Origin of the sequence: Hymenobacter sp. BT18, from assembly GCF_012273015.1 — a bacterium.
Taxonomy (GTDB): domain Bacteria; phylum Bacteroidota; class Bacteroidia; order Cytophagales; family Hymenobacteraceae; genus Hymenobacter; species Hymenobacter lutimineralis.
In genome coordinates, this window is the sequence record NZ_CP050954.1 from 3659290 (window position 1) to 3685822 (window position 26533).

Here is a 26533-nt window from a genome sequence, read left to right on the forward strand (position 1 = left end):
GAAAGAAAAGCCGGTAGCTAACCGCTGCCATACTTACCGCCGGGCCTTCCGTACCTTTGCGCTTAAATGTCGTTTTCCAAGCCACTTTTTCTTCTGCTTTTGTTGCTGCTACCGGCCCTGGGCTGGGCCCAGCAGCGCCCTATCAACCGGCCTGCTGCCCAGCCCACACCACCCAAGGGGCAGCGGGTGGAGCTGCTGCCGGGTACCCAGGAGCTGATTGGCGGCACCTTCAACGGCGTCGAAATCCGCAAGCTGATTGGCAACGTGAGCTTCAAGCAAGGCGACACGTTCATGTACTGCGACTCGGCCTACCAGTACACCGACCGCAACGCCATTGAGGCGTTCAGCAACGTGCGCATCGTGCAGAACGATACGCTCACCATCACCGGCGACCGGGCCACCTACGACGGCGACGCCCGCACGGCCCGCATGACGGGCAACGTGGTGATGCGCGACCCGCGTATGACACTCACCACGCCGGTGCTCGACTACGACCTGAACCGCAAGCTGGCCGTGTACAGCGGCGGTGGCCACCTCACCGACCCCGAAAATACCCTCGACAGCCGCCTGGGCTACTACAACACCGATACGAAAGTGTTCAGCTTCCGGCGCGACGTGCGGGTGCAAACCAAGGACTACCTCATCACCGGCGACACGCTGCAGTATAATACGGTGTCGAAGGTGGTGTACTTCTTCGGGCCTACGCGCATTAAAGGGGCCCGCGGCACGCTCTACGCCGAAAACGGCAACTACAACTCCCGCACCCGGGTATCGAACTTTGAGCGCAACGCCAAGATTGAAACTCCGGAGTACCTGCTGGGCGGCGACAAGCTGTTCTACGACGAGGCCCGCGAGTACGGCCTGGCTACCGGCCGCGTGTCGATGGTGTCGAAAAAGGACAACCTTACCATCCGCGGCGACGTGGGACGCTACTGGCGCGGGCAGGGGCGAGCCAAGCTCTACGGCAGCGCCGTGATGCGCAACATTGCCGACCGTGACACCCTGTACCTGGCCGCCGATACGCTGGTAAGTGTGGAAAGCAAAGTGCCCAACAAGCCCGGCGGCATCATCTATGCCTATCCCAAGGTGCGCATCTTCCGCCCCGACCTGCAAGGCCGCTGCGACTCGCTCACCTACAACCGTGCCGACTCGGTTATCTACCTCAACACGCGGCCGGTGCTCTGGAGCGAGAAAAACCAGCTCACGGCCGACAGCATGGAGCTGCGCCTGCGCCGGCAGAAAATCGACCAGCTGCGCCTGTATGCCAACTCCTTTATCGTAGGCCAGGACACGCTGCTCAACTTCAACCAAGTGAAGGGGCGCAACATGGTGGGGTACTTTCAAGCGGGTAAGCTGAAAAAAGTAGACGTGCTTGGCAACGCCGAAAGCCTCTACTATGCTCTTGAAGGCGACACCACGCTTACGGGTATGAACAAAGCCGTGAGTGCCACCATGACGCTCCGGTTTTCTCCGGATAGTAAACTGCAGACCATCAGCTTTTTGACCAACCCCGATGCCAGCTTTATTCCGCCCCATGAGCTCAAGGACGAAGATAAGAAGCTGAAAGGCTTTGCCTGGCGCAGTACGGAACGCCCCACCCGGCGGGGCACGTTGGGGAAGCATTTCGCCCCCGTGGCCAAAGCCAAACCAAAGTCGAAAGTCAAACCGAAAGCTTCCACCAAATCCCGCGCTACCAAAGCCAAGCCCAAGGCCAAACCGGCAGCGCTGCCCGCTAAGCCCGCCGCGCCCGCTCCAGCCAGGAAGCCCGGTACCGTAGCTCCGCCGCGCCTGGTAAAGCCCGCCGTGGCCCCGGCCCGGCGCTAGCACCTCCCGCCGATTTGATTCGGCCCCTGTAATCCGTTACCTTTGCGCCCCTTATGCCGTTCCAACGCCCTCTAGTATTTGTTCTGTTACTCAGCACCCTGCTGCTGGGCTCCTGCACTGGCTATCAGAAGCTACTGAAGAGCGACGACGTGAACAAGAAGTACACCGCCGCCATCCAGTACTACGAAAAGGGCGACTATGCCCGGGCCAGCACGCTGCTGGAAGAGCTGATTCCCTTGCTGAAAGGCCGACCGGAAGCTGAAAAGGCCGAGTTTTACTTTGCCAATACCAACTTCCAGGGCCGCAACTATACGCTGAGCGCCTACTACTTCCAGCAGTTTGCCGAAACCTATGGCTCCTCGCCGCAGGTTGAGGAAGCCCGGTTCATGCATGCCAAGTCGTTGTTTCGCGACTCTCCCGAGTTTGAGCTGGACCAGAGCAACACCTACACGGCCATCGAAGCCATCCAGGAATTCCTGAACCAGTACCCCGAAAGCCAGTTTCGCCCGGAGGCGGAGAACATGTCGAAGGAGCTGCAAACCAAACTGGAGAACAAAGCCTTCGAAAGCGCCCGGCTCTACTACCAGCTGCGCTACAACCAGGCCGCCGTGGTGGCCTTCAATACCTTCCAACAGCAGTACCCTTCGTCAGCCTACAGCGAGCAGGCTGCCTTCATGAAGCTCACGGCCCAGTACGAGTACGCCAAGGAAAGCGTGGAAGAAAAGCAGCGGGAGCGGTATCTGGAGGCCATTGCCTTCTACCAGAACTTCATCGACGCCTACCCGCAAAGCAAGGACCTCAAGGCCGCGGAAGCCATGTACAACGTGGCCCGCGCCGAGGTAGCCAAACTGAAACCGGCTGATACGGCAGCTACTAAGTAATGGGCGAAATGGGGGTATACTCGGTATAATAGGAGAACTGAATAGCCGCTCCCGGGTGGCGTTTTCTTTTCTGCCTCAGAGCCCGCAGCCCATCTAGCGCATTATTCTCTTATTTTGCACAACTAACACATTCATAAGATGAAAAGCCCGAACAACGTACCTGCTTCCATCGTGACGCGCAACATGTCGGATTTCACTACCGAAACCGGTAACGTGTACGAAAGCATTGCCATCATCTCCAAGCGCGCCAACCAGATTTCGGTGAAGCTGAAAGAAGAGCTGAACGGCAAACTGGCCGAGTTTGCTACCACCGTGGATAACCTGGAGGAGGTATTTGAAAACCGCGAGCAGATCGAAATCAGCAAGCACTACGAGCGGCTGCCCAAGCCCACTAACTTGGCCGTAGAAGAGTTCCTGGAAGGCAAAGTGCACTTCCGCACCCCGGCCGCCGACGAGTCGGGCGCCGAGTAGTTTCTGCCGCTAAGCTGCCGCATGATGTCGTCGCTGCACGGTCGGAAGATTTTGCTGGGCGTGTGCGGGAGCATCGCCGCGTATAAGAGTGCCGCCCTCGTGCGGCTGCTCGTGAAGGCCGGAGCCGAGGTACAGGTAATCCTGACTACCTCGGCTGCGGCCTTTATTACGCCCCTTACGCTCAGCACGCTTTCTAAAAAGCCGGTTCTCACGGGCTTCCTGAAAAATGAGGCCACCGGGGAGTGGCACAACCACGTAGCCCTGGGCCTCTGGGCCGATGCCCTGCTGATTGCGCCCGCCTCGGCCAACACGCTGGCCCAGCTGGCCCACGGCCACTGCCCTTCGCTACTAGCAGCCGTGTACCTCTCGGCCCGCTGCCCCGTGCTGCTAGCCCCGGCCATGGACCTAGACATGTTCCAGCACCCGGCCACTAAGGAAAACCTGCGCCTGCTGCGTTCCTACGGCAACTATATTTTTGACTCACCCGCCGGGGAGCTGGCCAGCGGCCTTGAAGGCCCCGGCCGCATGCAGGAGCCGGAGCAGATAGTGGCGGAGCTGGAGGAATTTTTTGGTAAATAGATGGCCTGTCATGCTGAGCGCAGCCGAAGTATCTCTACTGCTTTGTTGTCAGGCTATTTAGATGAAGCGGCAGAGATGCTTCGACTGCGCTCAGCATGACACGACAATACCACGCCTCCAATCAATTCATGCACGTCCTTCTCACCGCCGGCCCTACCTACGAACCCTTGGACCCAGTGCGGTTCATCGGCAACCGTAGTACTGGCAAAATGGGCTACGCGCTGGCCGAAGCATTTGCTGCTTCTGGCGCCGATGTGACACTCATCAGCGGCCCCACCAACCTGCCCGACCCAGCGCACCCACACATCCGCACAGTGCGCGTGCAGACGGCCGATGAAATGTATGCCGCTGCGGCCACCGAAGCGCCTGCGGCCGACGTGTGGGTATTTGCCGCCGCGGTGGCCGACTACCGCCCGGCTACCGTGGCCCGGGAAAAAATCAAAAAGTCCGGCTACACGCTCACGCTGGAGCTGGTGAAGAACGTGGACATTGCCGCCACGCTGGGAAAAACGAAGCGGCCCGAACAATTTTCCGTGGGTTTTGCGTTGGAAACGGAGCAAGAAGAAGAACATGCTCTCGGCAAGCTGCGCCGCAAGAACTTTGACCTCGTAGTGCTAAACTCCCTCCGCGACGCTGGCGCAGGCTTCGGCCACGACACCAACAAAGTGACGCTGCTGGCCGCCAACGGGCAAAAGACTATCTTCGAGCTGAAACCCAAAGCTGCCGTGGCCCACGACATTGTGCAGGCCGTTTTGTCCCGACTTACCACCCATGCCTAAGTATTTCTTTGCGTGTTTGCTCCTAATGCTGACCGTGCTGCCCTGGTCCGCGTCGGCGCAGGAGCTGAACTGTGAGGTCACCATCAACACAGAAAACGTGAACATTGCCGACCGGCAGCTGGTCACGCAGATGCAGAAAGACATTACCCAGTTCTTGAATACGCGCCGCTGGACCAACGAAACCTACCGGCCCGAGGAGCGCATCCGCTGCAAGCTCTACATTGGCATCAACGCCATTCCGCAGGACGGCACCTACCAAGCTACGGCTGTGTGGGTAAGCACCCGCCCGGTATATGGCACCGGCTACGAAACCAACGTTTTCTCGTTCTCCGATAAAGGCTGGGTGTTCAGCTACTCGCCCCAGAACCCGCTCGACTATTCCGAAACGTCATTCACCTCCAACCTGTCGTCGTTGCTGAGCTTCTATGCTTACCTGATGATTGGCATGGACCACGACACGTTTGCGCCCATGGGCGGCTCGCCGTACTACGACATTGCCCAGCGCATTGTGAACAACGCCGCCAGCCAGACGCTGGAAAACGACAAGGGCTGGAAAGATGGGGAGTCGCGCAACCGTTACTGGCTGCTCAACAACCTGCAAGATCCGCAGCTCAAAGACTGCCGCTCGGCACTCTACGCCTATTACCGCCAGGGCCTGGATGTATTCATTGAAAAGCCCAACGATGCCCGTGCCAGCATTCAGACTGGGCTGCAAGGTATTCAGCAGGCGGCCGTGCGGCGGCCCGGCACGCTCATCGTCCGCGCCTTCTTCGAAGCCAAAGCCGACGAAATAGCCAACGTATTCCGCACTAGCCCTGAGCAAAGCCAGAAGGAAAGTGTGGTCACCATGCTCTCAGAGGTAGACCCCACCAACTCGGCCAAGTACCAGACTATTCTGAAAAGGTAAAGGTAATTTTCTGTCATCCTGAGCAGAGCGAAGGACCTTATAACGTAGGTTTCTCTTGCGATTTAAGGTCCTTCGCTCTGCTCAGGATGACAGGCTTTAACTATATACGAATAAAAAATTTAGCAACTCACTAATTGAGTTAGTAGCTTTGTGATTAGCGGGCCGCACTCGGGCGAGTTGCCGGCCACTTGTTGGGTGCTAATCACGGGTCAGGAGCCCGTTTGTGCGCGGATTATGCTCGTTGACCTCCGAATTCAGAACTACGCTCTTATTGAGCAGCTTGAGCTTCGGCCATCAGCCTTGCTCAATATCATTACCGGCGAAACCGGGGCCGGTAAGTCCATCATGCTAGGGGCCATTGGCCTGCTGCTCGGCAACCGGGCCGATACCAAGCTACTCTTCAACACGGCGCGCAAGTGCGTGATTGAGGGCCAGTTTGATATTTCCGGCTACCAGCTCCAGGATATCTTTGAGTCCGAAGACCTGGACTACGACGCGCAGTGCATCCTGCGCCGGGAAATCAGCCCGGCCGGCAAGTCACGGGCCTTTATCAACGACACGCCCGTTACGCTGGAAACGCTCCGCACCATTGGGGCCAACCTGATGGATATTCACTCCCAGCACGATACGCTGCTGCTGGGGGATGCCGTTTTCCAGCTTAACCTGCTCGACCTTTACGCCAACCTGGTGCCCACCCGCGCCCAGTACGGCAACAGCTACCGCCACTACCGCAAGCTGGAGGCTGACCTGAAAGCACTGGAAAGCCAAGTGGCCCAGGCCAATAAGGAACTGGATTACCACAGCTTCTTGCTCAATGAGCTGGAAGAAGCCCGGCTTGACGGAGAAGACCAGGAGGTACTGGAGCAGGAAATCAAGCAGCTGGAGCACGCCGAAGAAATCAAGTTCAAGCTCACCCACGCCCTGCAGGCTTTATCGGATGGCGAGTACTGCGCCACCGGCAGCCTAAAGGAAGCCAGCCACCTGCTGGGTCAGGTAGCGGGGTTTACCAACGGCCTGCGGGAGCTGAAAGAGCGGCTCGACTCCTGCCTGATTGAGCTGCGCGACATTGCCGGCGGAGTAGAAGACACTGAGCGGCGGACCGAGGGCGACCCGGTGCGCATCGATGAGCTGCAGGGCCGCCTGAACGTGCTCTATAACTTGCAGCGCAAGCACCAGGTGCGGGATGTAGATGGCCTGCTGCTGGTGCGCGACGAGCTGCGCCGCAAAGTCAGCTCGGTGCTGAACCTGGACAAGGAAATTTCCCGCCTGCGCAAAGACGCCGACGGGGCGCTGGCTACCGTGACGCGCCAGGCCGCCAAGCTTTCCGAGGCGCGGCAAAAGTCTTTCCCCAAGTTTGAACGGGAGCTGGCCCTGCTGCTGGTGGAGCTGGGCATGCCGCACTCGCGCATTGTGGTGCAGCACAGCACTGGCCAGCCCGCTGCCAGCGGCATTGACGTGGTAAGCATCCTGTTCACGGCCAACAAAGGCGCCCAGCCCCAGACGCTGAGCAAGGCCGCCTCCGGTGGGGAGTTCTCCCGCCTGATGCTGTGCATCAAATACATGCTGGCCGACAAGACCGCGCTGCCCACGATAGTATTCGATGAAATCGACACCGGCATCAGCGGGGAAATTGCGGTGAAAGTAGGGCGCATGATGCAGCAAATGGCCCAGAAGCACCAGCTGATTGCCATTTCGCACCTGCCCCAGATGGCCGCCGCCGGCGACGCGCACTACTTCGTGTACAAGGAAGACCGCGCCGACCGCACCGTGAGCCGCATCCGCCTGCTGAGCCTAGATGAGCGTATCCGGGAAATTGCTCAGATGATTTCCGGGGCCAATCCCAGTCAGCACGCCTTCCAGAGCGCACGGGAGCTGCTGGCCATGCGCGGGGAAGAGTTGGTAGGGTAAGTTGTTTTGGGTTATTCGTTTCTGGTTGGTCGTAATATTGTAAACTTGGACTTCCAAATTGGTTGGGGCGTTGATTTCCATCAACTGAAACGACGAACCCGACTAAAAACCAACAACGAATAACCCACAACCAATGCCTAATCTACTCGCTGGCAAAGTCGGTATCATTTCCGGTGCCCTTGATGAACGTTCCATTGCCTGGAAAGTAGCGCAGAAAGCCTACGCCGAAGGGGCGCGCTTCGTGCTCACCAACGCCCCGCTGGCTATGCGCATGGGCGAAATTAACCGACTGTCGGAAGAGTGCGAGGCGCCGATTATTCCGGCCGATGCCACGTCCATGGAAGACCTGGAAAAGCTGTTCCGCGGCACCCAGGAGCACTTTGGCGGTAAAATCGACTTCGTGCTGCACAGCATTGGTATGAGCACCAACATCCGCAAGGGCAAGCACTACGGCGAGCTGAACTACGAGTGGTTCCAGAAAACCCTGGACGTGTCGGCCCTCTCGCTGCACCGCATGCTAGCCGTGGCCGAAAAGCAGGACGCCTTCAACGAGTGGGGCTCGGTGGTGGCCCTGAGCTACATTGCTGCCCAGCGCGCCTTCCTCGACTACACCGATATGTCGCAGGCCAAAGCCGTGCTCGAAAGCATTGCCCGCAGCTACGGTCAGCGCTTGGGCAAGCTCAGGAAAGTGCGCGTAAACACCATTTCCCAGTCGCCCACCAAAACGTCGGCCGGCACTGGTATCAGCGGCTTCGATGCGTTCTACGAGTACGCTGAGCGGATGTCGCCCCTGGGCAATGCCCCCGCCGAAGCCTGCGCCGACTACTGCATTTCGCTGTTCTCGGACCTGACGCGCTACGTGACTATGCAAAACCTCATGCACGACGGCGGCTTCAGCACTACTGGTATTTCAGAAGAGATGGTAGAGCTCCTCACCAACAGCAAGGGCTAAGCTTGCAGGTAGCTATAACCAAGAAAGCCCGGTCGTTTGGCCGGGCTTTTTTGTTGGCTATCAAGTAAAGAGTGCGTCTATTCTGGTCCGGTCATACTCAAGAAGGAGGGCAGCATGTTGGGTGTAGAGTGGCCGCAAGGAAGCCGGGGTAGGGCCCAAAATGTCCAGCCCACGGTCGTCGTACATGTGCAAAACAAGGCCGGTACGCTGGTTGAGAAAAAACAGCCGCCCATGAAGCGCCGGGCTTCGGCCGAAGTCCTGATTACTGATGGCCCTTAAAAGTGCCGCCAGCGGAATTTGCGCAGTGCTGGTTTCAAAGCTCGCTCGCACCCATTTACTCGGAGCCGGAATCCGCGGATACGGGTTGGGTATATTCTGAAAGTGAATAAGGGCTTTGGTCAGCTGAAACTGTTGGAGCAGATAGTTTCCGGGCCGTATTCGGTGTCTTTTGTAGCGGGCTTGCTGGTAGACTACCAACATGGGGTCGTGGGGCGCAAAGGCAGCTCCAAACAGCTGGCTTGCTCTGGCCACGACTTCATCAAAGTAAGCTTCTTGAGAAGTTGAAAGCTCCGCGTGCTGCAAGTCAAACCGGATGCTGAGCGGCCATGCATAGAACAGAGGTGCCCGTACAAGTAGTTTGGGGTAGAACTGCTGGAGGAAGAACTGGAGAGGAAGGAACATGCTACCAGGAAAAGTAGTGAAATAGTCTCTGCTGAGCTCTGCTATATTTTCTGCGCTAATGGGCGGAAAGTAGCTCTGCGGAGCTACCTATTCAGCGCGCCGCTGTTGCCGGCCAACGCCGGGTTACGGACCGAGGCATGGGCCCTGGCAGTCGGCGCCCAAGCCTAACGTGGTAGCCGACTCTTTTGCGGCCCGAAGTCCTACTGACAGCTGCCAGCAACAGAAAGCAGCCGACTGCTTAAGGACTAACAGATATTGGCTAATTTTCAGGCATGAAGTTCTCCTGCGTTGCCCTGCTAGGCTTCCTGCTCGCATTCCTGTTGTCTTATACCACCGTCGCTCAAAGTCCGCAAACGCCCGTTTTGCGCTATGCCCTCACGCAGGCGACAACTGATACCAGCCGGGTGTTGCTGCTGGCTGACCTCAGCGCTTCGTTTCGCTATTCCCGCCACGATTCGGTGCTGTACTACGCCCAACAAGGCCTGGACTTAGCACGGCGAATTCATTTTGCCAAGGGCGAAGGGCGCTGCCTGACCCGCTTAGCCCTGTTGCAGAGCGAGCGGGGTAACCTGCCCCAGGCATTGCGCCTCAACCTGCAGGCCCTGCAGCGCAATGAAGCCAGCCACGACATGGATGGCATTGCCCGTACCTTCAACCAGATCGGCCTGCTGCACCAGTCACTTGACGACCATCGGCAGGCTTTCCAGTATTACTTCCGTGCCTTAGCCATCTACCGGCAGATTCGTACCCACGATACGTCTCAGCTGGTGAGCGTGCTGGCCAACATCGGGGCCACCTATACCGGGGCCGGGCAACTGGATTCGGCGGCGTACTACCTGGAAAAGGCAGAGGCGGAAGTGTTGCGCGAAACCCCGGGGCGCTGGAGCAGCTGGGGCAACCCCGAACCCTACGTGCTGCGGGAGCTGGGCTTGCTGGCTGCGGCCCGGCACCAGAACCGGGACGCGCTAAACTACTACCGGCGCAGTGCCCAGGCGGCCATGCCCGAAAACGACCTGCGCAGTGCCTGCCGGGCCTACCAGTACTTAGCCGAACTATACGAAGACCAGCAGCAGACAGACTCCAGCGTATTCTACGGGCGCAAAGCCTTGCACATGGGCCAGAAGTTGTCCTATGTGGTGGGCATTGTGCATACCAGCCGCCTGCTGGCCGATGCGTTTGCCAGCCGGGGGCAGGCCGACAGCGCCCTGCAGTACCTGCGCATCAAGCAGGTGGCGCAGGATAGCCTCTACAACCCGCTGCGGCTAAAGCAGCTGGACGCCATTGCCCTGGCCGAGGTGCAGCGCCAGCAGAAGCTGGAGCAAGAACAGAGCGAGTACCAGGTACGTTTGTACATCTACGCCATGCTGGCCGGGCTGGGCGGACTGCTGCTGATTACGCTGCTGCAGGCCCGGCACAACCGCCAGCAGCGCCGCACCAATGCCCAGCTGCAGGAGCTGCATGCCCAGGTAGTAGAGCAGAAGGAAACCCTGGTAGCCAAGCGGGATGAACTCTCCCACATGCTCCGCGACCTAAAAACCACTCAGAACCAGCTGGTGATGCGCGACCGAATGGCCTCCTTGGGCGAGCTGATGGCCGGCGTAGCCCACGAACTGCAGCAGCCGGCCCAAGCCATTGACAACCTGGCGGGCATCAGCGAGCAGCTAAGCGCCGAGTTGCGCGGGGCCGTGCAGGCGTTGCCCTTGGAGAAAGAACAGGCCGAGCCTCTGCAGGATATGGTGCAGAGTCTGGCGCAGTACCAGGCTACGCTACGACGCCATGGGCAGCGGGTAAGCAACATCGTGCGCGGCATGCGGGAGTACTCCGGCAAACAGCCCGCCATGCGGCAGCTCATCAACCTGAATGAGCTGGCCGAGAACTACCTGCACCTCATCTACCACGATGCGCTGGCGAAAAACCCGGAAATGCAGGTAACCCTGGACCTGCAGTTGGATGAGGCAGTGGGAGAAGTACTGCTTGTGCAGCACGATATTGGCCGGGCCCTGATCAATATTTTTCTGAACGCCTTCCATGCCCTGCACACCCGCACTCACCAGCCCGATGTGCCGGCCGACTACGTGCCTACCCTCACGGTAGCTACGCTCCGCACTGGCGAGGAAGTTGAGCTGCGCGTGCGGGATAATGGACCGGGTATTCCCATGGATGCCCAGGGTCGGGTCTTCGAGCGGTTTTTCTCCACAAAATCTCCCGAGCAGGCTACCGGGCTGGGCCTGGCGCTAAGTCAGGAGATTGTGGCAGAAGGGCACGGCGGTACTCTGGCCATCGAAAGTGAGCCGGGTGCCTACACCGAGGTTATTATTCGGCTGCCTGCCCCACAGCTGCCTACCGTAGAATCGGCCGCCGCCACCGTTTGAGGCCGTAAAAACGCGGAAAAAGCGTCAGGAGCAATGCCGTGGTTCCGCGTACATTTGCCGCGTGCACCCCGTAACCTATGGTCCTGGCATGAACGAACAGTCAATCTTTATCGGCGCCGAGGCTTTGCCCGCGCTTCAGGCGTTGCTTGCCCGGCCGGCCGTCAGCCAGGTATTTGTGCTGGTGGATGCCAATACCCAGCGCTGGTGCTATAGCCTGATAGTGCCTTACCTGCCGGCAGGGCACCAGGTGATTGAAATTCCGGCGGGGGAGGAGTACAAGACCCTGGCCACGTGCGAAACCGTATGGGCCCAGCTCACGGAGGCCCGCACCGACCGGCACGCCGTACTAGTAAACCTGGGCGGGGGAGTGGTTACGGACCTAGGGGGCTTTTGCGCGGCGCTGTACAAGCGTGGTATTCGGTTTGTGCAGGTGCCCACTACGCTGCTGGCGCAGGTAGATGCCAGCGTGGGTGGCAAGACCGGGGTGGATTTCCTGAGCTACAAAAATCAGCTGGGGGTGTTTCAGGAGCCAGCGGCCGTGTGTATCGACCCCCGCTTTCTCGAAACGCTGGATCCTCGCCAGATAAAGGCTGGGTATGCCGAGGTAATCAAGCACTGGCTTATTGCCGATGCAACTGCCTTTGCGCACCATCGCAACCAGGGCATTACCACCGACGACTGGGAAAATATCATCCGCGAATCAGTAGCGCTAAAGCAGCGCATCGTGGCGGCCGACCCGCTGGAAAGTGGTTTGCGCAAGCTGCTCAATTTTGGTCATACCGTGGGCCACGCCCTGGAAAGCTACCTGCTCACCCAGCCTGGCCGCGAAATTCTGCACGGGGAGGCCGTAGCGGCCGGGATGGTGTGCGAGGCCTGGCTAAGCCACCAGAAAGGAATGCTGGACGCCGCGGCCCTGGAGCAGATTGAGCTGCTGCTGTTCTCGCTTTATGAAAAAGTGCAGTTCGTGACCCTGGAAACCGACGCTATAGCCGATTTTGCGCGTCAGGACAAAAAGAACGCCGGTACCATTATCAACTGCACGCTGCTGGAGGGGCTGGGCAATGGGGTGTATGATCAGCCCATTACCTTAGCCGAAATTGCGGAGTCGTTACGCCACTACCACCGGCTGTAGCTGCCGGCACCATTTCCCTGCTGTTCATCTGCGCGTGCAGTAAAGCGGCGCGCTTTTCTCGTGTATGACTACTCCTCTTGCTTCTGTATCTCTGACCTGGCCGGGAGGCCCTCTGCGCGGCACGGCCCAGGTGCCGGCTTCCAAAAGTGAGAGCAACCGCGCCCTCATCATTCAGGCTCTAGCTGAAGGCGGCCACCTGGCTAATCTGTCGGATGCCAACGACACCCAGCTCATGCAGCGTCTGCTGCAGGATTCGGCTGCTCCGGAGTTTGACGCCGAAGATGCCGGTACGGTCATGCGTTTTCTTACGGCTTACCTGGCCATGACGGGCCGCCAAACCGAAATCCGGGGCACCGCCCGTATGCATGAGCGCCCCATTGGGGTGCTGGTTGACGGCTTACGGCAACTCGGGGCCCGCATTGAGTATACGGGGCAGGAGGGTTACCCCCCACTCCGGTTCCTGGGGCTTACCCCACAGCCCGCTACGGATGGGGAGTTTGCCGAGCTGACCGTGCGCGGGGACATCAGCAGCCAGTACATTTCGGCGCTGCTGATGGTGGGCCCCACGCTTCCCCAGGGGCTACGCATCTGGCTGACGGGAAAAGTAGGCTCGCGCCCCTACATCCGCATGACGCTGGCCCTGATGCAGCATTTTGGGGCCCAGTGCCGCGACCTGGGCGAGGTGCTGGAAGTGCGCCCCGAGCCCTACCAACCCACTGACTACACCGTAGAAGGCGACTGGTCGGCGGCCAGCTACTGGTATGCAATGGTGGCCCTGGCCCCGGCTGGCTCTCACCTCACGCTGCCCACACTACGCCGCCATTCCTGGCAGGGCGACCAGGCCATTGTGGGCATCATGGAGCAGCTAGGTGTGCACACGGAGTTCCTCTCGAACGAGACGGTGCGGCTTACGCAGGTAGCGCCGGCCGCCGCCCTCAGGCAAGACTTCACCGATTGCCCCGACTTGGCGCAGACAGTGGCCGTAGTGGCCGCGGCGCTGGGAATACCGGCGGAAATGACCGGCCTGGAAAGTTTGCGTATCAAAGAAACAGACCGTATTGCAGCCCTGCAGGCTGAGCTGGCTAAGTTTGGCGGCGGCCTGACGGACGAAGGCGAGGGCGTGTTTCGGGTAGTGTCGGACAACTTCCACGTCAGCGGGCAGGAGGTAGCCACCTACCACGACCACCGCATGGCCATGGCCTTTGCGCCCTTGGTCTTGCGCGGTCCGCTGACCATTCAAGCGCCCCAGGTAGTGCGCAAATCCTACCCCCAGTTCTGGCGCGAGCTGGAAAAAACCGGCTTCACGACGGACCCCGCCCCGGCTCCGGTATTTTAACGCCGACTGACTTGCAAACCCGCAAGGCCGGCCGGTAGCTGCTGCTGGACGGCCTTGCGGGTTTATTGGGCTCGAAGCTGGCGGAAGTAGGCCGCTGAGTGCTGCAAACGGCTTCCGTACCAGCTAAACAACTCCCCGTCGACGACACGTACGTTGGCTGTGGGGCAGATAGCCTGAAACTCAGACAGGTGCTTTTCGCTAAAGGGGTAGGGCTCCGAAGACAACAGAACGTGTTGCGGGTCCGCTTCCCGCAAGGCTTCAGCTGAAACCTCCGGGTAGCGCGTGGCGTGGCCAAACACGTTTTCGTACCCTGCCCGTTGCAGCAGGTCGTTGATGAACGTCCCACCGGCGGCCACCATGTAGGGAGCCCGCCAGATAAAGTAAGCCGCCGTTTCGGTAGTTGCTGGGGGTGTCAGGGCTTCGAAGGACGCATTAATAGACACTGCCAGATTCGCGGCAGCTTCCGGGCGGCCCGTCAGCAGGCCTACGCGCCGAATCATGTCCAGGGCCTCTGGCAGGTTGCTGATGTCACTCATCCAGACAGGGTGCCTAGACGCCAGCTGCTCAATACCTTCCTGGTAGTTCTCTTCTTTGTTGCCCAGTATCAGGTCGGGATTAAGGGCAGTAATGGTTTCAAAGTGGAAGTTCTTCGTGCCGCCAATAACCTTGGCCTGCGTGCGGGCCGCAGGGGGGTGCAGGCAAAACTTCGTCACACCCACGACCCGGTCACCTAAGCCCAGATCAAACAGCAGCTCGGTTTGGGAAGGCACCAACGACACAATCCGTTGCGGGGGAAAAGGTACGGCTACGCGCCGGTTCATCTGGTCGGTAACGGTGAGTGGCGGCAGGAGAGGAGGCAGTAGCATAGCGGCGAAGCAACAGAAAAGGCTGACCTGTAGGGCCAGCCTTTTCCAAGCAAGTTAAATCGTTTACTTGAAGTAGCGGAAATCGTGCTGGTCTTCAATGCGCAGCAGCGTTTCGTAGATAAGCTGGGTGACGCTCTGTACATCGTCTTTGTGCACGGTTTCGACGGTGGTGTGCATGTACTTCAGCGGCAGCGAAATAAGCGCCGAGGCCACGCCCGCACCGGAGTAGGCAAAGGCATCGGTATCGGTGCCGGTGGCCCGGGTGGCGGCGGCGCGCTGGAAGGGAATTTCGGCTTTCTGGGCCGTTTCAATGATGAGGTCGCGCAGGTTGTTCTGCACAGCGGGACCGTAGGTGATGACCGGGCCTTTGCCGCAGAAAATGTCGCCCGAGGTCTTCTTCTCGTACATCGGCGACTGGGTGTCGTGGGTTACGTCGGTGATGATGGCCACATCGGGCTTGATGCGGTGCGCTATCATCTCGGCCCCGCGCAGGCCAATTTCCTCCTGCACCGCATTCACGATGTAAAGGCCGAAAGGCAGCTTTTTGCCGTTTTCCTTGAGCATGCGGGCTACTTCCGCAATCATGAAGCCACCCACGCGGTTATCCAGGGCCCGGCCCACGTAGAACTTGTCGTTGAGCACCATAAACTCGTCCTCAAACGTGACGACCGAGCCCACGTGAATGCCCATCTGCTCTACTTCCTCTTTGCTCGAAGCGCCGCAGTCCAAGAACACGGTTTCGATGGTGGGCGCTTTGTCCTGCTCCACTTTGCGCACGTGAATGGCCGGCCAGCCAAACACCGCCTTCACAATGCCCTTGTTGGTGTGGATGTTTACCCGCTTGCTGGGCGCCACCAAGGGGTCGGAGCCGCCATTGCGCCGCAGATACAGAAAGCCGGACTCCGTGATGAAGTTGACGAAGTAGCTGATTTCGTCGGCGTGGGCCTCAATCACCACTTTGTACTCCGCCTCCGGATTTACCACGCCTACTACCGTGCCGTAGGTATCCACGAAATACTCGTCAATGTACGGTTTGAGGTAGTCGAGCCAAATCTTCTGGCCTTCTTGCTCAAAGCCGGTAGGCGAGGGGTTGTTGAGGTATTTCTGGAGAAACTCGAAGCTTTCTGGACGCATAAGAAGAAAAGGTAAAGGCACTATAAAATGAATCAGCTACGATTCTGAGGGCGCGGTGGATGTAGAGGGAGCATACCAAGCCATTGGAATATCGGCCTCAATGCCTCGGGTAGTAGCTACCCGGCCGAGAAACCGGCCTTCCTGGTGGAAACCCAGCTGCTCATACAGAGCAATAGCCCGGGTGTTGCTTTCCCGCACCAACAACTCAACGCGCTGGACACCCGGAAATTGGGTCTGCACTGCCGTCAGCAGGGCGGTAAATAACTTTCGGCCCACGCCCTGGCCCTGGGCAGCAGGCGCTACGGCAACGGTGAGGTCGCCAAATACGTGCGCGAAGATCTGCAGGCCAGGCGAGTAGGTATGAATTTCCGCTACCAGCTGGCCGTTTTGCTCGGCCACCAGCGCCACCCCGCGCTGCAGACTGCGCGTGAGAAAGTTCAGCACATACTCATCCGTTATTTCCTCCGGCTGCCGGGCAAGGCCCCCACTTTCTCCCGACACCTGCTGGTACAGGCTTTTGATGGCTGCAGCATCCTGTAGACGAGAAGGCCTAAACGTAATCAGCATACCGTGGGTGCTACAGTGGAATGTTGCCGTGTTTCTTGCGGGGCAGGGTATCCACTTTGTTTTCCAGCATCTTAAAGGCCCGAATCAGCTTCTGGCGCGTCTGTGAGGGCAGAATTACTTCATCCACGAAGCCGCGGTGGGCGGCACGGTAGGGCGTAGCAAACTTCTGCTGGTACTCATCTACCTTTTCCTGGAGCTTGGCTTCGGGGTTTTCAGCCTGGGCAATTTCGCGCTTGAAGATGATTTCGGCCGCGCCTTTGGCGCCCATCACCGCAATTTCGGCCGTGGGCCAGGCGTAGTTCATATCCGCCCCGATGTGCTTCGAGTTCATCACATCATAAGCGCCACCGTAAGCTTTGCGGGTGATGACGGTGATGCGCGGGACAGTGGCTTCGCAGAAGGCGTACAGCAGCTTGGCCCCGTTGGTGATAATGCCGCGCCACTCCTGGTCGGTGCCGGGCAGGAAGCCGGGCACGTCTTCCAGCACCAGCAGCGGGATGTTGAACGAGTCGCAGAAGCGTACGAACCGGGCCGCCTTCGTGCTGGCGTTGATGTCGAGTACCCCGGCCAGCACGGCGGGCTGGTTGCCCACAATACCAATGCTCCGGCCGCCCAGGCGCGCAAAGCCTACCACGATGTTCTCGGCAAAGTTCTGGTGCACCTCCATGAAGGTGTCGGCATCAATGATTCCTTCAATCACCTCCCGAATGTCGTAGGGCTGGTTGGGGTTTTCGGGAATAATCGTATCGAGAACCGCACGGGTTTCGTCGGCCGCCGAGTAGGGCAGGGCCGGGGCAGTTTCCTCACAGTTCTGGGGCATGTAGCTCAAGAGCTGCTTGAGCTGCTGAATGATGGCTACCTCGTTCGGTGCCGTGAAGTGCGTAACGCCACTTTTGGCCGAGTGCGTGCTGGCCCCGCCCAACTCCTCACTCGTCACGTTTTCGTGGGTTACGGTTTTCACCACGTTGGGCCCCGTCACGAACATGTAGCTCGTGTTTTCCACCATCAGGATGAAGTCCGTGATGGCGGGGGAGTATACCGCGCCGCCCGCGCAGGGACCCATAATAGCCGAAAGCTGGGGGACGACGCCCGAGGCCAGGGTATTCTTGTAGAAAATGTCGGCGTAACCGCCCAGGCTCACCACACCTTCCTGAATCCGCGCTCCGCCGGAGTCGTTGAGGCCGATAACCGGGGCGCCGTTCTTCATGGCTAGGTCCATGATTTTTACGATTTTCTCGGCATGCGTTTCGCTAAGCGAGCCGCCGAACACCGTGAAATCCTGGGAGAAAACGTACACCAAGCGGCCATTTACCGTGCCGTAACCCGTCACCACACCGTCGCCGAGGTAGTACTCCTTGTCGAGGCCGAAGTCCTTGGAGCGGTGCATCACAAACTTGCCGATTTCCTCGAAGGAGCCCTCATCCAGCAGCAGATCCACCCGTTCCCGGGCGGTAAGCTTGCCTTTCTGGTGCTGGGCATCAATGCGAGCTTGGCCGCCGCCGAGCAGGGCTTCCTGGTTTTTGCGGGCAAGAATTTCGGTTTTGCTTAGTTGGGCTTCAGCGTGCGGATCGGACATGGGGTGGGGAAGTCGGTAGCTACATGGGTAAGGACGCCAAAGGTAACGTACTGAGCAAAAAAAGCTGCATCGTAATTTGGGCGAGTATAAAAAGCAAAAACGGCCGGCTCCCTCGCGGAAACCGGCCGTTTGCACTAAAATCTGGTACGCTTACTTCTTCGCGTCCGCGTCGTCACCCGTTTCGGGCTTTTCGGCGGGCCGCTCGTCGCTGGCGAGGTTGGGTGCTTCGTCGCTCTTGCTTACCGAGAACTTCAGCTCGTCTTTCCCAGCTTCATAGTCGGCCGTGATAACGTCGCCTTGCACCACCTGAGCCTTCAGGATTTCCTCGGCAATCGGGTCTTCGATGTACTTCTGGATGGCTCGGTTGAGCGGACGTGCGCCGTATTTGGGGTCGAAGCCCTTTTCGGCCACGAAGTCCTTGGCGGCTTCGGTCAGCTCTACGCGGTAGCCCAGCGTTTGCACACGCGAGAGGAGCTTGCTCAGGCTGATGTCGATGATCTTGTGGATATCCGACTTCTCCAGGGAGTTGAAGACGATAACGTCGTCCAAGCGGTTCAGGAACTCGGGCGAGAAGGTTTTGCGCAGGGCGTTGGTGATGGTGCCCTTCGTCAGCTCGTCCATGTTTTCCTGCCGCGCCTTGGTGCCAAAGCCGATGCCTGCGCCAAAGTCCGCCAGATCACGCGCCCCAATGTTGGAGGTCATGATGATGATGGTATTGCGGAAGTCCACCTTGCGGCCGAGGCCGTCGGTCAGGATACCATCGTCAAGCACCTGCAGCAGCAGGTTGTACACGTCGGGGTGTGCCTTCTCAATTTCGTCGAGCAGAATCACTGAGTACGGCTTGCGGCGGATTTTCTCCGTCAGCTGACCGCCTTCTTCGTAGCCCACGTAGCCGGGAGGTGCGCCCACCAGGCGCGATACGCTGAATTTCTCCATGTACTCCGACATGTCAATCCGCACCAGCGAATCTTCCTTGTCGAAGAGGTAAGTGGCCAGCACCTTCGCCAGCTCCGTCTTACCTACACCCGTCGGGCCCAGGAACACGAACGAGCCGATGGGCTTCTTGGGGTCTTTCAGGCCCACGCGGGTACGCTGAATGGCTTTCACCAATTGCTTGATGGCCTTGTCCTGCCCGATTACCTTGCCCTGCAGCTCTTCGCCCATTTTCAGGAGCTTAGAGCTTTCGTTCTGGGCCACGCGGCTCACGGGAATGCCAGTCATCATGGCAATAACCTCAGCCACGTTTTCTTCCTTCACGGTGTAGCGCTTCTTCTTGGTCTCCTCTTCCCAGTCCTTTTTGGCCTGGTCGAGCTGATCAATCAGTTTCTTCTCCGTGTCGCGCAGTTTGGCGGCTTCCTCGTATTTCTGCGACTTCACCACGCGGTTTTTCTCCACCTTGATGTTCTCAATCTGCTCTTCGAGCTTGAGAATATCCTCGGGCACCACGATGTTGTTGATGTGCACACGGGCACCAGCCTCGTCGAGAATGTCGATGGCCTTATCAGGCAGGAAACGGTCCGACATGTAGCGGTCCGACAGCTTTACGCAGGCTTCAATAGCCTTGTCGGTGTACACGACGTGGTGGTGGTCCTGGTACTTGTCCTTGATGTTGTGCAGGATTTCGATGGTTTCCTCGGGCGTGGTGGGGTCCACCATTACCATCTGGAAACGACGGGCCAAAGCGCCATCCTTCTCGATATACTGCCGGTACTCGTCCAGCGTGGTAGCCCCGATGCATTGAATTTCGCCGCGGGCCAGGGCCGGCTTGAACATGTTGGAAGCGTCGAGCGAGCCGGAAGCACCGCCAGCGCCTACAATCGTGTGTAGCTCGTCAATGAACAGAATCACGTCGGGCGACTTTTCCAGCTCGTTCATCACAGCCTTCATGCGCTCCTCAAACTGGCCGCGGTACTTGGTACCGGCCACCAGCGAGGCCAGGTCGAGCGTCACCACGCGCTTGTTGAAGAGCACGCGCGACACTTTTTTCTGGATGATGCGCAGGGCGAGGCCTTCGGCAATAGCCGTTTTACCAACGCCGGGTTCCCCAATGAGGATGGGGTTGTTCTTTTTGCGGCGGCTCAGGATCTGAGCGACGCGCTCAATCTCCTTTTCGCGACCCACAATGGGGTCGAGCTTGTCGTCTTCAGCCAGCTTGGTCAGGTCGCGCCCAAAGTTGTCGAGCACTGGGGTGCGGGACTTTTCGCCGGGCTTTTTAGCCGCCGAGCTGCTGCCGGACTTGGAAGCCGAGCCAAAGAGTTTGTCGTTGTCGTCGTCGTCGGTGTCGGAAGGACCGGCCGAGGGACCAGCGGCATTGCCGCGGTAATCGAGGGAATCGCGCACTGCTTCGTAGTTAACGTTGAACTTGGCCAGAATCTGGGAAGAGATATTGTCCTCATCGCGCAGGATGGAAAGCAGCAAGTGCTCCGTGCCGATGATTTCGCTCTTGAAGATTTTAGCTTCCAGGTAAGTGATTTTGAGCACCTTTTCCGTCTGCTTCGTGAGCGGAATAGAGCCGGTTATGCTAGTGCCCTGCGTAGCCGTGTTGCGGGTGGCTTGTTCCAGCGCGTACTTGAGCTCATCCACGGAAATGCCCAATTTCTTGAGCAAGCCAATGGCCGTGCCTTCGCCCTCGCGAATCATGCCTAGCAATAGGTGTTCGGTGCCAATATAATCATGCCCGAGCCGGATGGCTTCTTCCCGGCTCAAGGATATGACCTCCTTGACTCGATTTGAGAATTTAGCTTCCATGCAGATAAGTAGTGAAGAAAAAGGGAAACCCGCAAGTCTTCGTAGCTGCTTACGAAAAAACGGGATGGGCCGCTGGTATCTGATAACAGAGGAATACGGGCCAGGGTTCTGAAGAAGGAGGAGAGAGACGGCAAAAGCCCTACGCGAGAAAGCTGCCGGCGGCTGGTCCCTGCATAAACAGCAGGTCCAGGATGCTCAGCCCAGGTACAAATGATGCGCCAAACGTATGCGCGTAAGGCCGCACCGACGTCCTGTCAGGTTCTGGGTTGGTAGGTGATTTAGGCGTCAGCCAGTCGCGCCGGTCGTGCACGGCAGTGGAAGCATAGGTAGGGTGGTAGTCAGTGGTGAATTCAACCGGAAGCCGTAGCCGCAGGCAGCGCAGATAGAACTGCAGCAGCGTCAGATTCAGGTCAAAAAGTAGGGGAAATTTCTGTACGTAAATATCGTGCAGATAGTCGGCGTAGTACGCAAAATAGGGGCTGCCCCCGTAGGCCGTTTGTAGGGTGCGCCAGTGCCGGTGCACCCAGTTCTGACGGTAGTCGATTTCCAGGTTCCTGATTGGTACTTTCTCGCTGCGGTTGCCGTCTACAACGGGTACGGTAAGGGGCTGAACACCCTGGGCCGTCAGGATCAGGCAGCGGTTACGGTAAGTTTGCTTATGATAATGCTCATGCTGCTCCAGCCACAGCGCATCTTTTCCCAAAAGTTCAGCAAAAAACGTGGTAGGAGGATTATATTGGAGCTCAAACAAAACAGGCATGATGCTGGCTTAGCAGGCGGCGGATACGGGCCCATGCAAGGGGAACCCGCGCCAAAGTACGGGCGTTAGCCGCAGTACTTCGTTCCCAACACCTTTCTTTATTTCTGACATCCTGACATGAAATTCTACCTGCTTGGTATTCTGAGTTTGCTGCTGTCAGCCGTTGCGCAGGCGGCGCCCCCCCGGTTACTGCTGGACGTAGCCGCTTTTCGGAACACTGACACCAGCCGCAAAGGTGGCGTGCTGGAGGTCTACGCCACCGTAGACGGCAATTCCCTCACGTACCAGCGCCGGGCAGTAAAGGCCTTCCAGGCCTCGGCGGTGCTTACCCTGGAAGTACTGAAGGCCGATGGTCAGATCGTGTATAGCGAAACAATAAAGCTCAAGCCGCCCGTGCTGCGGGATACCGCGCAGGCTATCAAAAACCCGATGAGCTTTCAGAAGCGTGTGATCCTGCCCGATGGTACGTACACGGTGCGCGGGCAGGTGCGCGACCAGTTCAAGGCCGGCGGCAACCGTATTCTGGAGGTTCCGGTGGCGTTGCAGTTCGACCAGGCCGGCCTGCGCCTCAGCGACGTGGTAGTGCTGGCCAAAGCGCCTAGCCGCTCCTCCGATGAGTCGAACTTTACCCGGGGGGGATACCTGCTGATCCGCACGCCGGGCGGCCTCTACGGCCGCGGGGCCGACCGGCTGTTTGCCTACGCTGAGCTGTACAATGCCCCCGCCGAGCAAACGCTGGCCACTAAGTACCGGCTGCGGCTGGTAGGCGCTACCAAAGATGCCGCTACAGGCGCCGGCATGGCCAAAGCGCTGGGCAATGCCCCCCACCTCATTCTGGTAGACATGGATATTGCCAAGGTGCCCGCTGGGGAATACGATTTAATTGTGGAAGTTCGCGGCGCCAAAAACAAGCTGCTGGCCAGCAAAACCACCCGGGTGCTCCGGCAGCCCGATACGTACGCTCCGGCGGCCGCCGCTATTCGCTTATGAGTTCCTCTACTGCCCCCTCTCCCTATCCCTGGTACTTCCGGCCGCTCGATTGGGGATTGCGAGGTTTGGCCGCCCTGCCGTTGTTTGTACTCTACGGGCTGGCCGAAGTGCTGTATTTCCTGATGGCCTACGTGCTGCGCTACCGGCAGCGGGTGGTGCTTGAAAATTTGCGCAACTCGTTTCCGGAGAAATCGGCAGTTGAGCACCGGCAGCTGGCCCGGCGCTTTTACCGGCACTTTGCGCAGCTGATGGTAGAAATTCTGTGGTTGCGCCAGGCCACTCCGGCGCAGCTGAAGCGGCGCGTGGAGTACCCCAACAAGCACGTGCTGACCGACCACGTAGAAGCGGGCCGCTCGGTGCTGGCGTTGGGCTCTCATGCTGGCAACTGGGAATGGATTCTTACCTCGGGGCAGCTGCAGCTGGATGTGCCGGCCGTGGGCGTCTATCAGCCGCTGAACAATGGCTTCTTCGACGAATTCATGTACAAGCTGCGCACCCGCACCGGAGCTGAGTTGGTAACCATGCGCGAAACCATCCGCTACATGGCCGCCACCCGCAACCGCCAGAAAGTGCTCAGCATGCTTTCCGACCAGAGCCCCAGTAACCCCACCAACCGCTATTGGACGCACCTGTTGCACCAAGACACGGCTTTCTACACCGGGGCCGACCGGCTGGCCTCGCACTTTCAGATGCCCGTCGTATACGTCAGCATTCAGCGGGTGCGGCGGGGCTATTACCGTATCGTGCTGGAAGAGCTGTTTGACGGCCAGTCCGCCTTGGACCCCAACCAGCACCAGATTACGGAGGCCTTTGCCCGGGCTCTGGAACGCGACATTCAGGCCGCCCCGGCCGATTACCTTTGGTCTCATCGGCGCTGGAAGCACAAGCGAGAGGCAACCGAAAGGGTACACTGATAAGCGAACCGCTTTAAAAGAGGAAAGGCCACCCCTGCGTTTGCAGGAGTAGCCTTTCCTCTTTTAGGGGCTTGGCACCTACAGGTACTGCTCGATGTCGCCGGCACCCTGGCGGATTATGTTGAAGTCTTCGTCGGTACAATCGATAACGGTACTAGCCACGTTGTGCCCGAATCCGCCGTCGATGACCAGGTCTACCAGGGGGCGGTATTTCTCAAAAATCAGGTCCGGATCGGTGCTGTACTCCAGAATCTCGTCGTCGTCGTGCACGGAGGTGCTGACGATGGGGTTACCAAGCTCCCGCACCAGGGCCAAGCAGATGTTGTGGTCGGGCACGCGGATACCCACAGTTTTGCGCTTTACCCCGCCGTACTTGGGGGCTTTGGTGCTAGCCTCAAAAATAAATGTGAACGGCCCGGGCAAGGCTTTCTTCAGCACTTTATACACCGGGGTAGTAATGCCGTTGGCATAGTCGGTGATGTGCGACAGATCGGAGCAAATAAACGACAGGTTGGCTTTATCCGGCTTTATGCCTTTAATCCGGCAAAGCTTCTCCACGGCCCGGGCATTATGAATATCGCACCCCAGCCCGTAAATGGTATCGGTGGGGTAGATGATGACGCCACCACTACGCAGTACCTCCACGGCTTGCTGGATACGATTCTGCGGCGGGTTGTCGGGGTGAATACGGAGTAGGGTAGCAGCCATAGAAAGAAGTTGTTGAAAAGGGGGACCACGCAGAACCGTTTCCTGCCCCACTCAGATAGGCCGGGACAAGGTACTAGGCGGGCAACAAAACTGCTACCCAGCCCAGCGCTTTTCCGGATGCGGGTAGCCCCGCAAAAAAAAGCCCCGGCCGAAGCCAGGGCTTTTCTTACGCAAAACTAACCTGCTACGGTTACTGCTTCACAAAACGGCGCGTTACCGAACCATCTTTGGTGGTAATGCGCACCAGGTAAGTACCACGCTGCAGCGAAGCTACGTTCAGCAGGGCAACGTCCGAGGTAGCAGTAGTGCGGCTGATGCGCTGGCCCAGCAGGCTCAGCACTTCTACCGTAGCACCGCGGCCGGCAGCACCCAACTTCAGGTTCAGCTGACCGGCAGCGGGGTTGGGGTAGAGCTGCACCGTGCGGCCGAAGGCTGGCTCGCGGTTAGCCGTGGGAGTCAGCACGATATCGGCCATGCTGCGGGGGAAGATCTGGTAACCCGTATCGAAGGGCGAGTTGCTGTCGAACTGACCACCCAGGCCGGTTACAGCAAACGTGCCTGCAGGCGCCGACATGGCGTACAACCCGCTTACTTTGGTGATGCGCAGCTGGAAGATGGTGCCGGCGGCATCTTTAGCCTCTACGTTCGTGGCTGCGCCGGTGGTGGCTTCAGTAGGCCATTTCAAAGGATCTACCAGCGTCAGGCCATTCACGGTAATCAACTCCGATTCTTCGCCTTCGCCCACGGCGGTTACTACGCGTGGCGTTACCAAAGCAGCGTTTTGGCGGAATCGGGTGATTTCTGTAGCCGTAATCTGGGTCAGGCCGTTAAACTGAGCCAGGGTACCGGTTACGTCAACGGAGTCGCCTTGAGCCAGCACCAGGTCACCCAGGTTGGCCGAGGAGAAGATGCCGATGCCGCCCGTTGCGTCGATGAGGGCAAACTGGTAGCCACCGGCCGTGCGCAGGTTAGGTCCATACACAACACCGGTTGCTTTTACCCGCTGCGTGGCCTTTAGCGGCACGCCATTAGCGTCGTTCTGCGTAAGCGTGGCAATGGGGGTAACGTCAAGGGCAGCAGGAACGTCGTTGGCCAGAATCTTAACTTCCAGCGTAGCCGGCGTGCCCAGCGTAGCGCCGGTGGCGTCCATGAGCATGATCTGCAGGGTTTCGGAAGCTTCCTGCGCGGCGTCGTCCACAATCTTGAGGGTCACCGTCTGCGCGGTGTTGTCGCCGGCGGCAAAGGTCAGCGTCTTGTCCTCAAAGGTGTAGTCGCTGCTGGAAGCAGAGCCACCCGTAGTGGAGGCCATAACTTTCACCGTAACGGCGGTGGTAGGCACCGCGGAGAGCTGCACTTGGATGCTTACGTCTTGGCCTTCTTCCGCATCCACGCTGCTCTTATCCAGCGTGAGCACGGGCAAGGCTACCACCGCGTCGTTGGCGGCAATGGAAAGCGTGTAGTGGTCGGGGCTTACGGTAGCGGCGGCAGCGGGCAGGGCGTTTTCCAGGGAGAACATAATCGTCTCCAGGGCTTCCTCCGCGTTATCGTTCACGATGGTTACGTCTACCGTCTGCTCGGCGGTGGAGTTAGCCGGGAAGGTCACCGTCTGCTTGGTGTAGGTGTAGTCGTCGGTAGCCGTGGCCGAGCCGGCGGGCGTAGCCACCACCACATCAACCTTGATTTCCTGGGTGCTGGCGGCGCTCAGCTTCACTGGCACGCGCACCACGCCCGCCGACTCATCCACGGTAGCACCCGAAGAGGCGAAGGAAATAGTAGGGGCAGTAGTGGTGCCGGTAGTGACGGAGCCGTCTACTTTGATGTTGTCGAGGCGCCAAGAGCCACCTTCGGCTTCGGCTTTGTAGCCATAAAAGCGGAACTCAACGGCGGAGGTGAGGCCGGTGAAGGCGGCTGGCAGATCAATCTTCTTACCCACGCGCGTGTCAGAATCGTCTGGCACGGTCACTTTTACCAAGTCACTGGCGAAGTTGTCGAGGCTGGAACGCATTACCCACTCCGTGATACCGGTGCCCGAGCGGCGTTCGTCCAACGTAACGCTCGTAAGGTTAAGCGTAGCGCCGCTGGCCGGAGTCACCGAAAAGGTATAGTAATCGTTGACGTCGGGAGTAGCTGCTGTTGTCCAGCCCGTTGAAGCAAAAGCGCCGCCACCGAGCGAAGGCGTCACGCCCGAGCCCCGCGATATGGGGGAAAACGTTGCATTGGCAGGCTGGGCGTCTGCCGGATAAGTAGCCTCATTCCCCACAGAGGGGGTGGTAGTGCCAAAGGAATAAGTGGCCAGTTGCGCCTGGGCGGAAAAGGCAAATGTGAGACCAAGCATGCCGAGGGCGAAACGCCGCGCAACCATGCCAAGGGAGTAAGGGTGCAACATAAACAAAGAAAAAGTTGATGAAAGAAGAAGCTGTAATTTCGGGCCTTAAAGTTACCCGCTTC

The 26533-nt window shown here is 58.8% G+C and carries 22 protein-coding genes; 13 read left to right on the forward strand and 9 right to left on the reverse strand.

Annotation, left to right across the window (positions count from 1 at the left end):
• Positions 1–99: 99 nt before the first annotated feature.
• The 8 genes from HER32_RS15730 (at position 100) to HER32_RS15765 (ending at position 8301) form a co-directional block, all read left to right on the forward strand.
• Entirely contained in the window at positions 100–1824 is a 1725-nt protein-coding gene (locus tag HER32_RS15730; RefSeq protein ID WP_168682550.1) for an OstA-like protein, read from the forward strand.
• Between the two features lie 53 nt (positions 1825–1877).
• Positions 1878–2705, forward strand: coding sequence for an outer membrane protein assembly factor BamD (locus HER32_RS15735; protein WP_149070068.1), 828 nt, complete (start codon positions 1878–1880; stop codon positions 2703–2705).
• A gap of 138 nt (positions 2706–2843) precedes the next feature.
• On the forward strand, positions 2844–3176 hold the full coding sequence (locus HER32_RS15740) for a DNA-directed RNA polymerase subunit omega (RefSeq protein ID WP_149070067.1): 333 nt from the start codon (positions 2844–2846) through the stop codon (positions 3174–3176).
• A gap of 21 nt (positions 3177–3197) precedes the next feature.
• Positions 3198–3755, forward strand: a complete 558-nt coding sequence (locus HER32_RS15745; protein ID WP_410503879.1) for a flavoprotein — start codon at positions 3198–3200, stop codon at positions 3753–3755.
• Between the two features lie 95 nt (positions 3756–3850).
• Positions 3851–4534, forward strand: a complete 684-nt coding sequence (locus HER32_RS15750) for a phosphopantothenoylcysteine decarboxylase (protein ID WP_232066279.1) — start codon at positions 3851–3853, stop codon at positions 4532–4534.
• 25 nt (positions 4535–4559) lie between these two features.
• The gene (locus tag HER32_RS15755; RefSeq protein WP_232066489.1) at positions 4560–5441 is read left to right on the forward strand and encodes a DUF4835 family protein; all 882 of its coding nucleotides are present in this window, start codon (positions 4560–4562) and stop codon (positions 5439–5441) included.
• Positions 5442–5675: 234 nt separating this feature from the next.
• On the forward strand, positions 5676–7349 hold the full coding sequence (gene recN, locus HER32_RS15760) for a DNA repair protein RecN (protein WP_168682552.1): 1674 nt from the start codon (positions 5676–5678) through the stop codon (positions 7347–7349).
• 133 nt (positions 7350–7482) lie between these two features.
• On the forward strand, positions 7483–8301 hold the full coding sequence (locus HER32_RS15765) for an enoyl-ACP reductase (RefSeq protein WP_149070062.1): 819 nt from the start codon (positions 7483–7485) through the stop codon (positions 8299–8301).
• A 60-nt stretch (positions 8302–8361) separates the two neighbouring features.
• Here HER32_RS15765 and HER32_RS15770 read toward each other — a convergent pair whose 3' ends face one another.
• Complete coding sequence (locus HER32_RS15770; protein WP_168682553.1) at positions 8362–8982, reverse strand: DUF3885 domain-containing protein; 621 nt, start codon at positions 8980–8982, stop codon at positions 8362–8364.
• A 272-nt stretch (positions 8983–9254) separates the two neighbouring features.
• Here HER32_RS15770 and HER32_RS15775 point away from each other — a divergent pair, with 272 nt between their 5' ends.
• The 3 genes from HER32_RS15775 (at position 9255) to HER32_RS15785 (ending at position 13822) form a co-directional block, all read left to right on the forward strand.
• A complete protein-coding gene (locus HER32_RS15775; protein WP_168682554.1) occupies positions 9255–11354 on the forward strand; it encodes an ATP-binding protein in 2100 nt (699 codons plus the stop codon).
• Positions 11355–11442: 88 nt separating this feature from the next.
• The gene (gene aroB, locus HER32_RS15780) at positions 11443–12486 is read left to right on the forward strand and encodes a 3-dehydroquinate synthase (RefSeq protein WP_168682555.1); all 1044 of its coding nucleotides are present in this window, start codon (positions 11443–11445) and stop codon (positions 12484–12486) included.
• A 64-nt stretch (positions 12487–12550) separates the two neighbouring features.
• A complete protein-coding gene (locus tag HER32_RS15785; RefSeq protein ID WP_232066280.1) occupies positions 12551–13822 on the forward strand; it encodes a 3-phosphoshikimate 1-carboxyvinyltransferase in 1272 nt (423 codons plus the stop codon).
• A 62-nt stretch (positions 13823–13884) separates the two neighbouring features.
• Here HER32_RS15785 and HER32_RS15790 read toward each other — a convergent pair whose 3' ends face one another.
• The 6 genes from HER32_RS15790 to HER32_RS15815 all read right to left on the reverse strand — a co-directional run bounded on the left by HER32_RS15790 (position 13885) and on the right by HER32_RS15815 (position 21473).
• The gene (locus tag HER32_RS15790; RefSeq protein WP_232066281.1) at positions 13885–14688 is read right to left on the reverse strand and encodes a helical backbone metal receptor; all 804 of its coding nucleotides are present in this window, start codon (positions 14686–14688) and stop codon (positions 13885–13887) included.
• Positions 14689–14751: 63 nt separating this feature from the next.
• Positions 14752–15822, reverse strand: coding sequence for a M42 family metallopeptidase (locus HER32_RS15795; protein WP_168682556.1), 1071 nt, complete (start codon positions 15820–15822; stop codon positions 14752–14754).
• 36 nt (positions 15823–15858) lie between these two features.
• Complete coding sequence (locus HER32_RS15800) at positions 15859–16389, reverse strand: GNAT family N-acetyltransferase (RefSeq protein WP_232066282.1); 531 nt, start codon at positions 16387–16389, stop codon at positions 15859–15861.
• Positions 16390–16399: 10 nt separating this feature from the next.
• Positions 16400–17965 carry an acyl-CoA carboxylase subunit beta gene (locus HER32_RS15805; protein WP_168682557.1) on the reverse strand — a complete coding sequence of 522 codons (1566 nt, stop codon included), beginning with the start codon at positions 17963–17965 and terminating at the stop codon, positions 16400–16402.
• Between the two features lie 150 nt (positions 17966–18115).
• Positions 18116–20713, reverse strand: coding sequence for an ATP-dependent Clp protease ATP-binding subunit (locus HER32_RS15810; RefSeq protein WP_168682558.1), 2598 nt, complete (start codon positions 20711–20713; stop codon positions 18116–18118).
• A gap of 139 nt (positions 20714–20852) precedes the next feature.
• On the reverse strand, positions 20853–21473 hold the full coding sequence (locus tag HER32_RS15815) for a WbqC family protein (RefSeq protein ID WP_168682559.1): 621 nt from the start codon (positions 21471–21473) through the stop codon (positions 20853–20855).
• Positions 21474–21590: 117 nt separating this feature from the next.
• On the opposite strand from HER32_RS15815, the gene HER32_RS15820 reads away from it, so the two are divergent.
• The gene (locus HER32_RS15820) at positions 21591–22463 is read left to right on the forward strand and encodes a hypothetical protein (protein ID WP_149070054.1); all 873 of its coding nucleotides are present in this window, start codon (positions 21591–21593) and stop codon (positions 22461–22463) included.
• A complete protein-coding gene (locus HER32_RS15825) occupies positions 22460–23377 on the forward strand; it encodes a lysophospholipid acyltransferase family protein (RefSeq protein ID WP_232066284.1) in 918 nt (305 codons plus the stop codon). Before HER32_RS15820 ends, HER32_RS15825 begins: the two co-directional genes overlap by 4 nt.
• A 78-nt stretch (positions 23378–23455) precedes the next feature.
• On the opposite strand, the gene HER32_RS15830 is transcribed toward HER32_RS15825, so the two are convergent.
• Together HER32_RS15830 and HER32_RS15835 are read right to left on the reverse strand one after the other, a co-directional pair.
• Positions 23456–24085, reverse strand: a complete 630-nt coding sequence (locus HER32_RS15830; RefSeq protein ID WP_149070053.1) for an L-threonylcarbamoyladenylate synthase — start codon at positions 24083–24085, stop codon at positions 23456–23458.
• A gap of 190 nt (positions 24086–24275) precedes the next feature.
• Complete coding sequence (locus HER32_RS15835; RefSeq protein ID WP_149070052.1) at positions 24276–26471, reverse strand: Calx-beta domain-containing protein; 2196 nt, start codon at positions 26469–26471, stop codon at positions 24276–24278.
• Between the last annotated feature and the right edge of the window lie 62 nt (positions 26472–26533).

What these genes read in the sequence shown, in the direction of transcription:
- HER32_RS15735 (WP_149070068.1), top strand. Translation starts at nt 1,878, where the DNA reads ATGCCGTTCCAACGCCCTCTAGTATTTGTTCTGTTACTCAGCACCCTG.
- HER32_RS15740 (WP_149070067.1), top strand. Translation starts at nt 2,844, where the DNA reads ATGAAAAGCCCGAACAACGTACCTGCTTCCATCGTGACGCGCAACATG.
- HER32_RS15745 (WP_410503879.1), top strand. Translation starts at nt 3,198, where the DNA reads ATGATGTCGTCGCTGCACGGTCGGAAGATTTTGCTGGGCGTGTGCGGG.
- HER32_RS15750 (WP_232066279.1), top strand. Translation starts at nt 3,851, where the DNA reads ATGACACGACAATACCACGCCTCCAATCAATTCATGCACGTCCTTCTC.
- HER32_RS15755 (WP_232066489.1), top strand. Translation starts at nt 4,560, where the DNA reads ATGCTGACCGTGCTGCCCTGGTCCGCGTCGGCGCAGGAGCTGAACTGT.
- recN (WP_168682552.1), top strand. Translation starts at nt 5,676, where the DNA reads ATGCTCGTTGACCTCCGAATTCAGAACTACGCTCTTATTGAGCAGCTT.
- HER32_RS15765 (WP_149070062.1), top strand. Translation starts at nt 7,483, where the DNA reads ATGCCTAATCTACTCGCTGGCAAAGTCGGTATCATTTCCGGTGCCCTT.
- HER32_RS15770 (WP_168682553.1), bottom strand. Translation starts at nt 8,982, where the DNA reads ATGTTCCTTCCTCTCCAGTTCTTCCTCCAGCAGTTCTACCCCAAACTA.
- HER32_RS15775 (WP_168682554.1), top strand. Translation starts at nt 9,255, where the DNA reads ATGAAGTTCTCCTGCGTTGCCCTGCTAGGCTTCCTGCTCGCATTCCTG.
- aroB (WP_168682555.1), top strand. Translation starts at nt 11,443, where the DNA reads ATGAACGAACAGTCAATCTTTATCGGCGCCGAGGCTTTGCCCGCGCTT.
- HER32_RS15785 (WP_232066280.1), top strand. Translation starts at nt 12,551, where the DNA reads ATGACTACTCCTCTTGCTTCTGTATCTCTGACCTGGCCGGGAGGCCCT.
- HER32_RS15790 (WP_232066281.1), bottom strand. Translation starts at nt 14,688, where the DNA reads ATGCTACTGCCTCCTCTCCTGCCGCCACTCACCGTTACCGACCAGATG.
- HER32_RS15795 (WP_168682556.1), bottom strand. Translation starts at nt 15,822, where the DNA reads ATGCGTCCAGAAAGCTTCGAGTTTCTCCAGAAATACCTCAACAACCCC.
- HER32_RS15800 (WP_232066282.1), bottom strand. Translation starts at nt 16,389, where the DNA reads ATGCTGATTACGTTTAGGCCTTCTCGTCTACAGGATGCTGCAGCCATC.
- HER32_RS15805 (WP_168682557.1), bottom strand. Translation starts at nt 17,965, where the DNA reads ATGTCCGATCCGCACGCTGAAGCCCAACTAAGCAAAACCGAAATTCTT.
- HER32_RS15810 (WP_168682558.1), bottom strand. Translation starts at nt 20,713, where the DNA reads ATGGAAGCTAAATTCTCAAATCGAGTCAAGGAGGTCATATCCTTGAGC.
- HER32_RS15815 (WP_168682559.1), bottom strand. Translation starts at nt 21,473, where the DNA reads ATGCCTGTTTTGTTTGAGCTCCAATATAATCCTCCTACCACGTTTTTT.
- HER32_RS15820 (WP_149070054.1), top strand. Translation starts at nt 21,591, where the DNA reads ATGAAATTCTACCTGCTTGGTATTCTGAGTTTGCTGCTGTCAGCCGTT.
- HER32_RS15825 (WP_232066284.1), top strand. Translation starts at nt 22,460, where the DNA reads ATGAGTTCCTCTACTGCCCCCTCTCCCTATCCCTGGTACTTCCGGCCG.
- HER32_RS15830 (WP_149070053.1), bottom strand. Translation starts at nt 24,085, where the DNA reads ATGGCTGCTACCCTACTCCGTATTCACCCCGACAACCCGCCGCAGAAT.
- HER32_RS15835 (WP_149070052.1), bottom strand. Translation starts at nt 26,471, where the DNA reads ATGTTGCACCCTTACTCCCTTGGCATGGTTGCGCGGCGTTTCGCCCTC.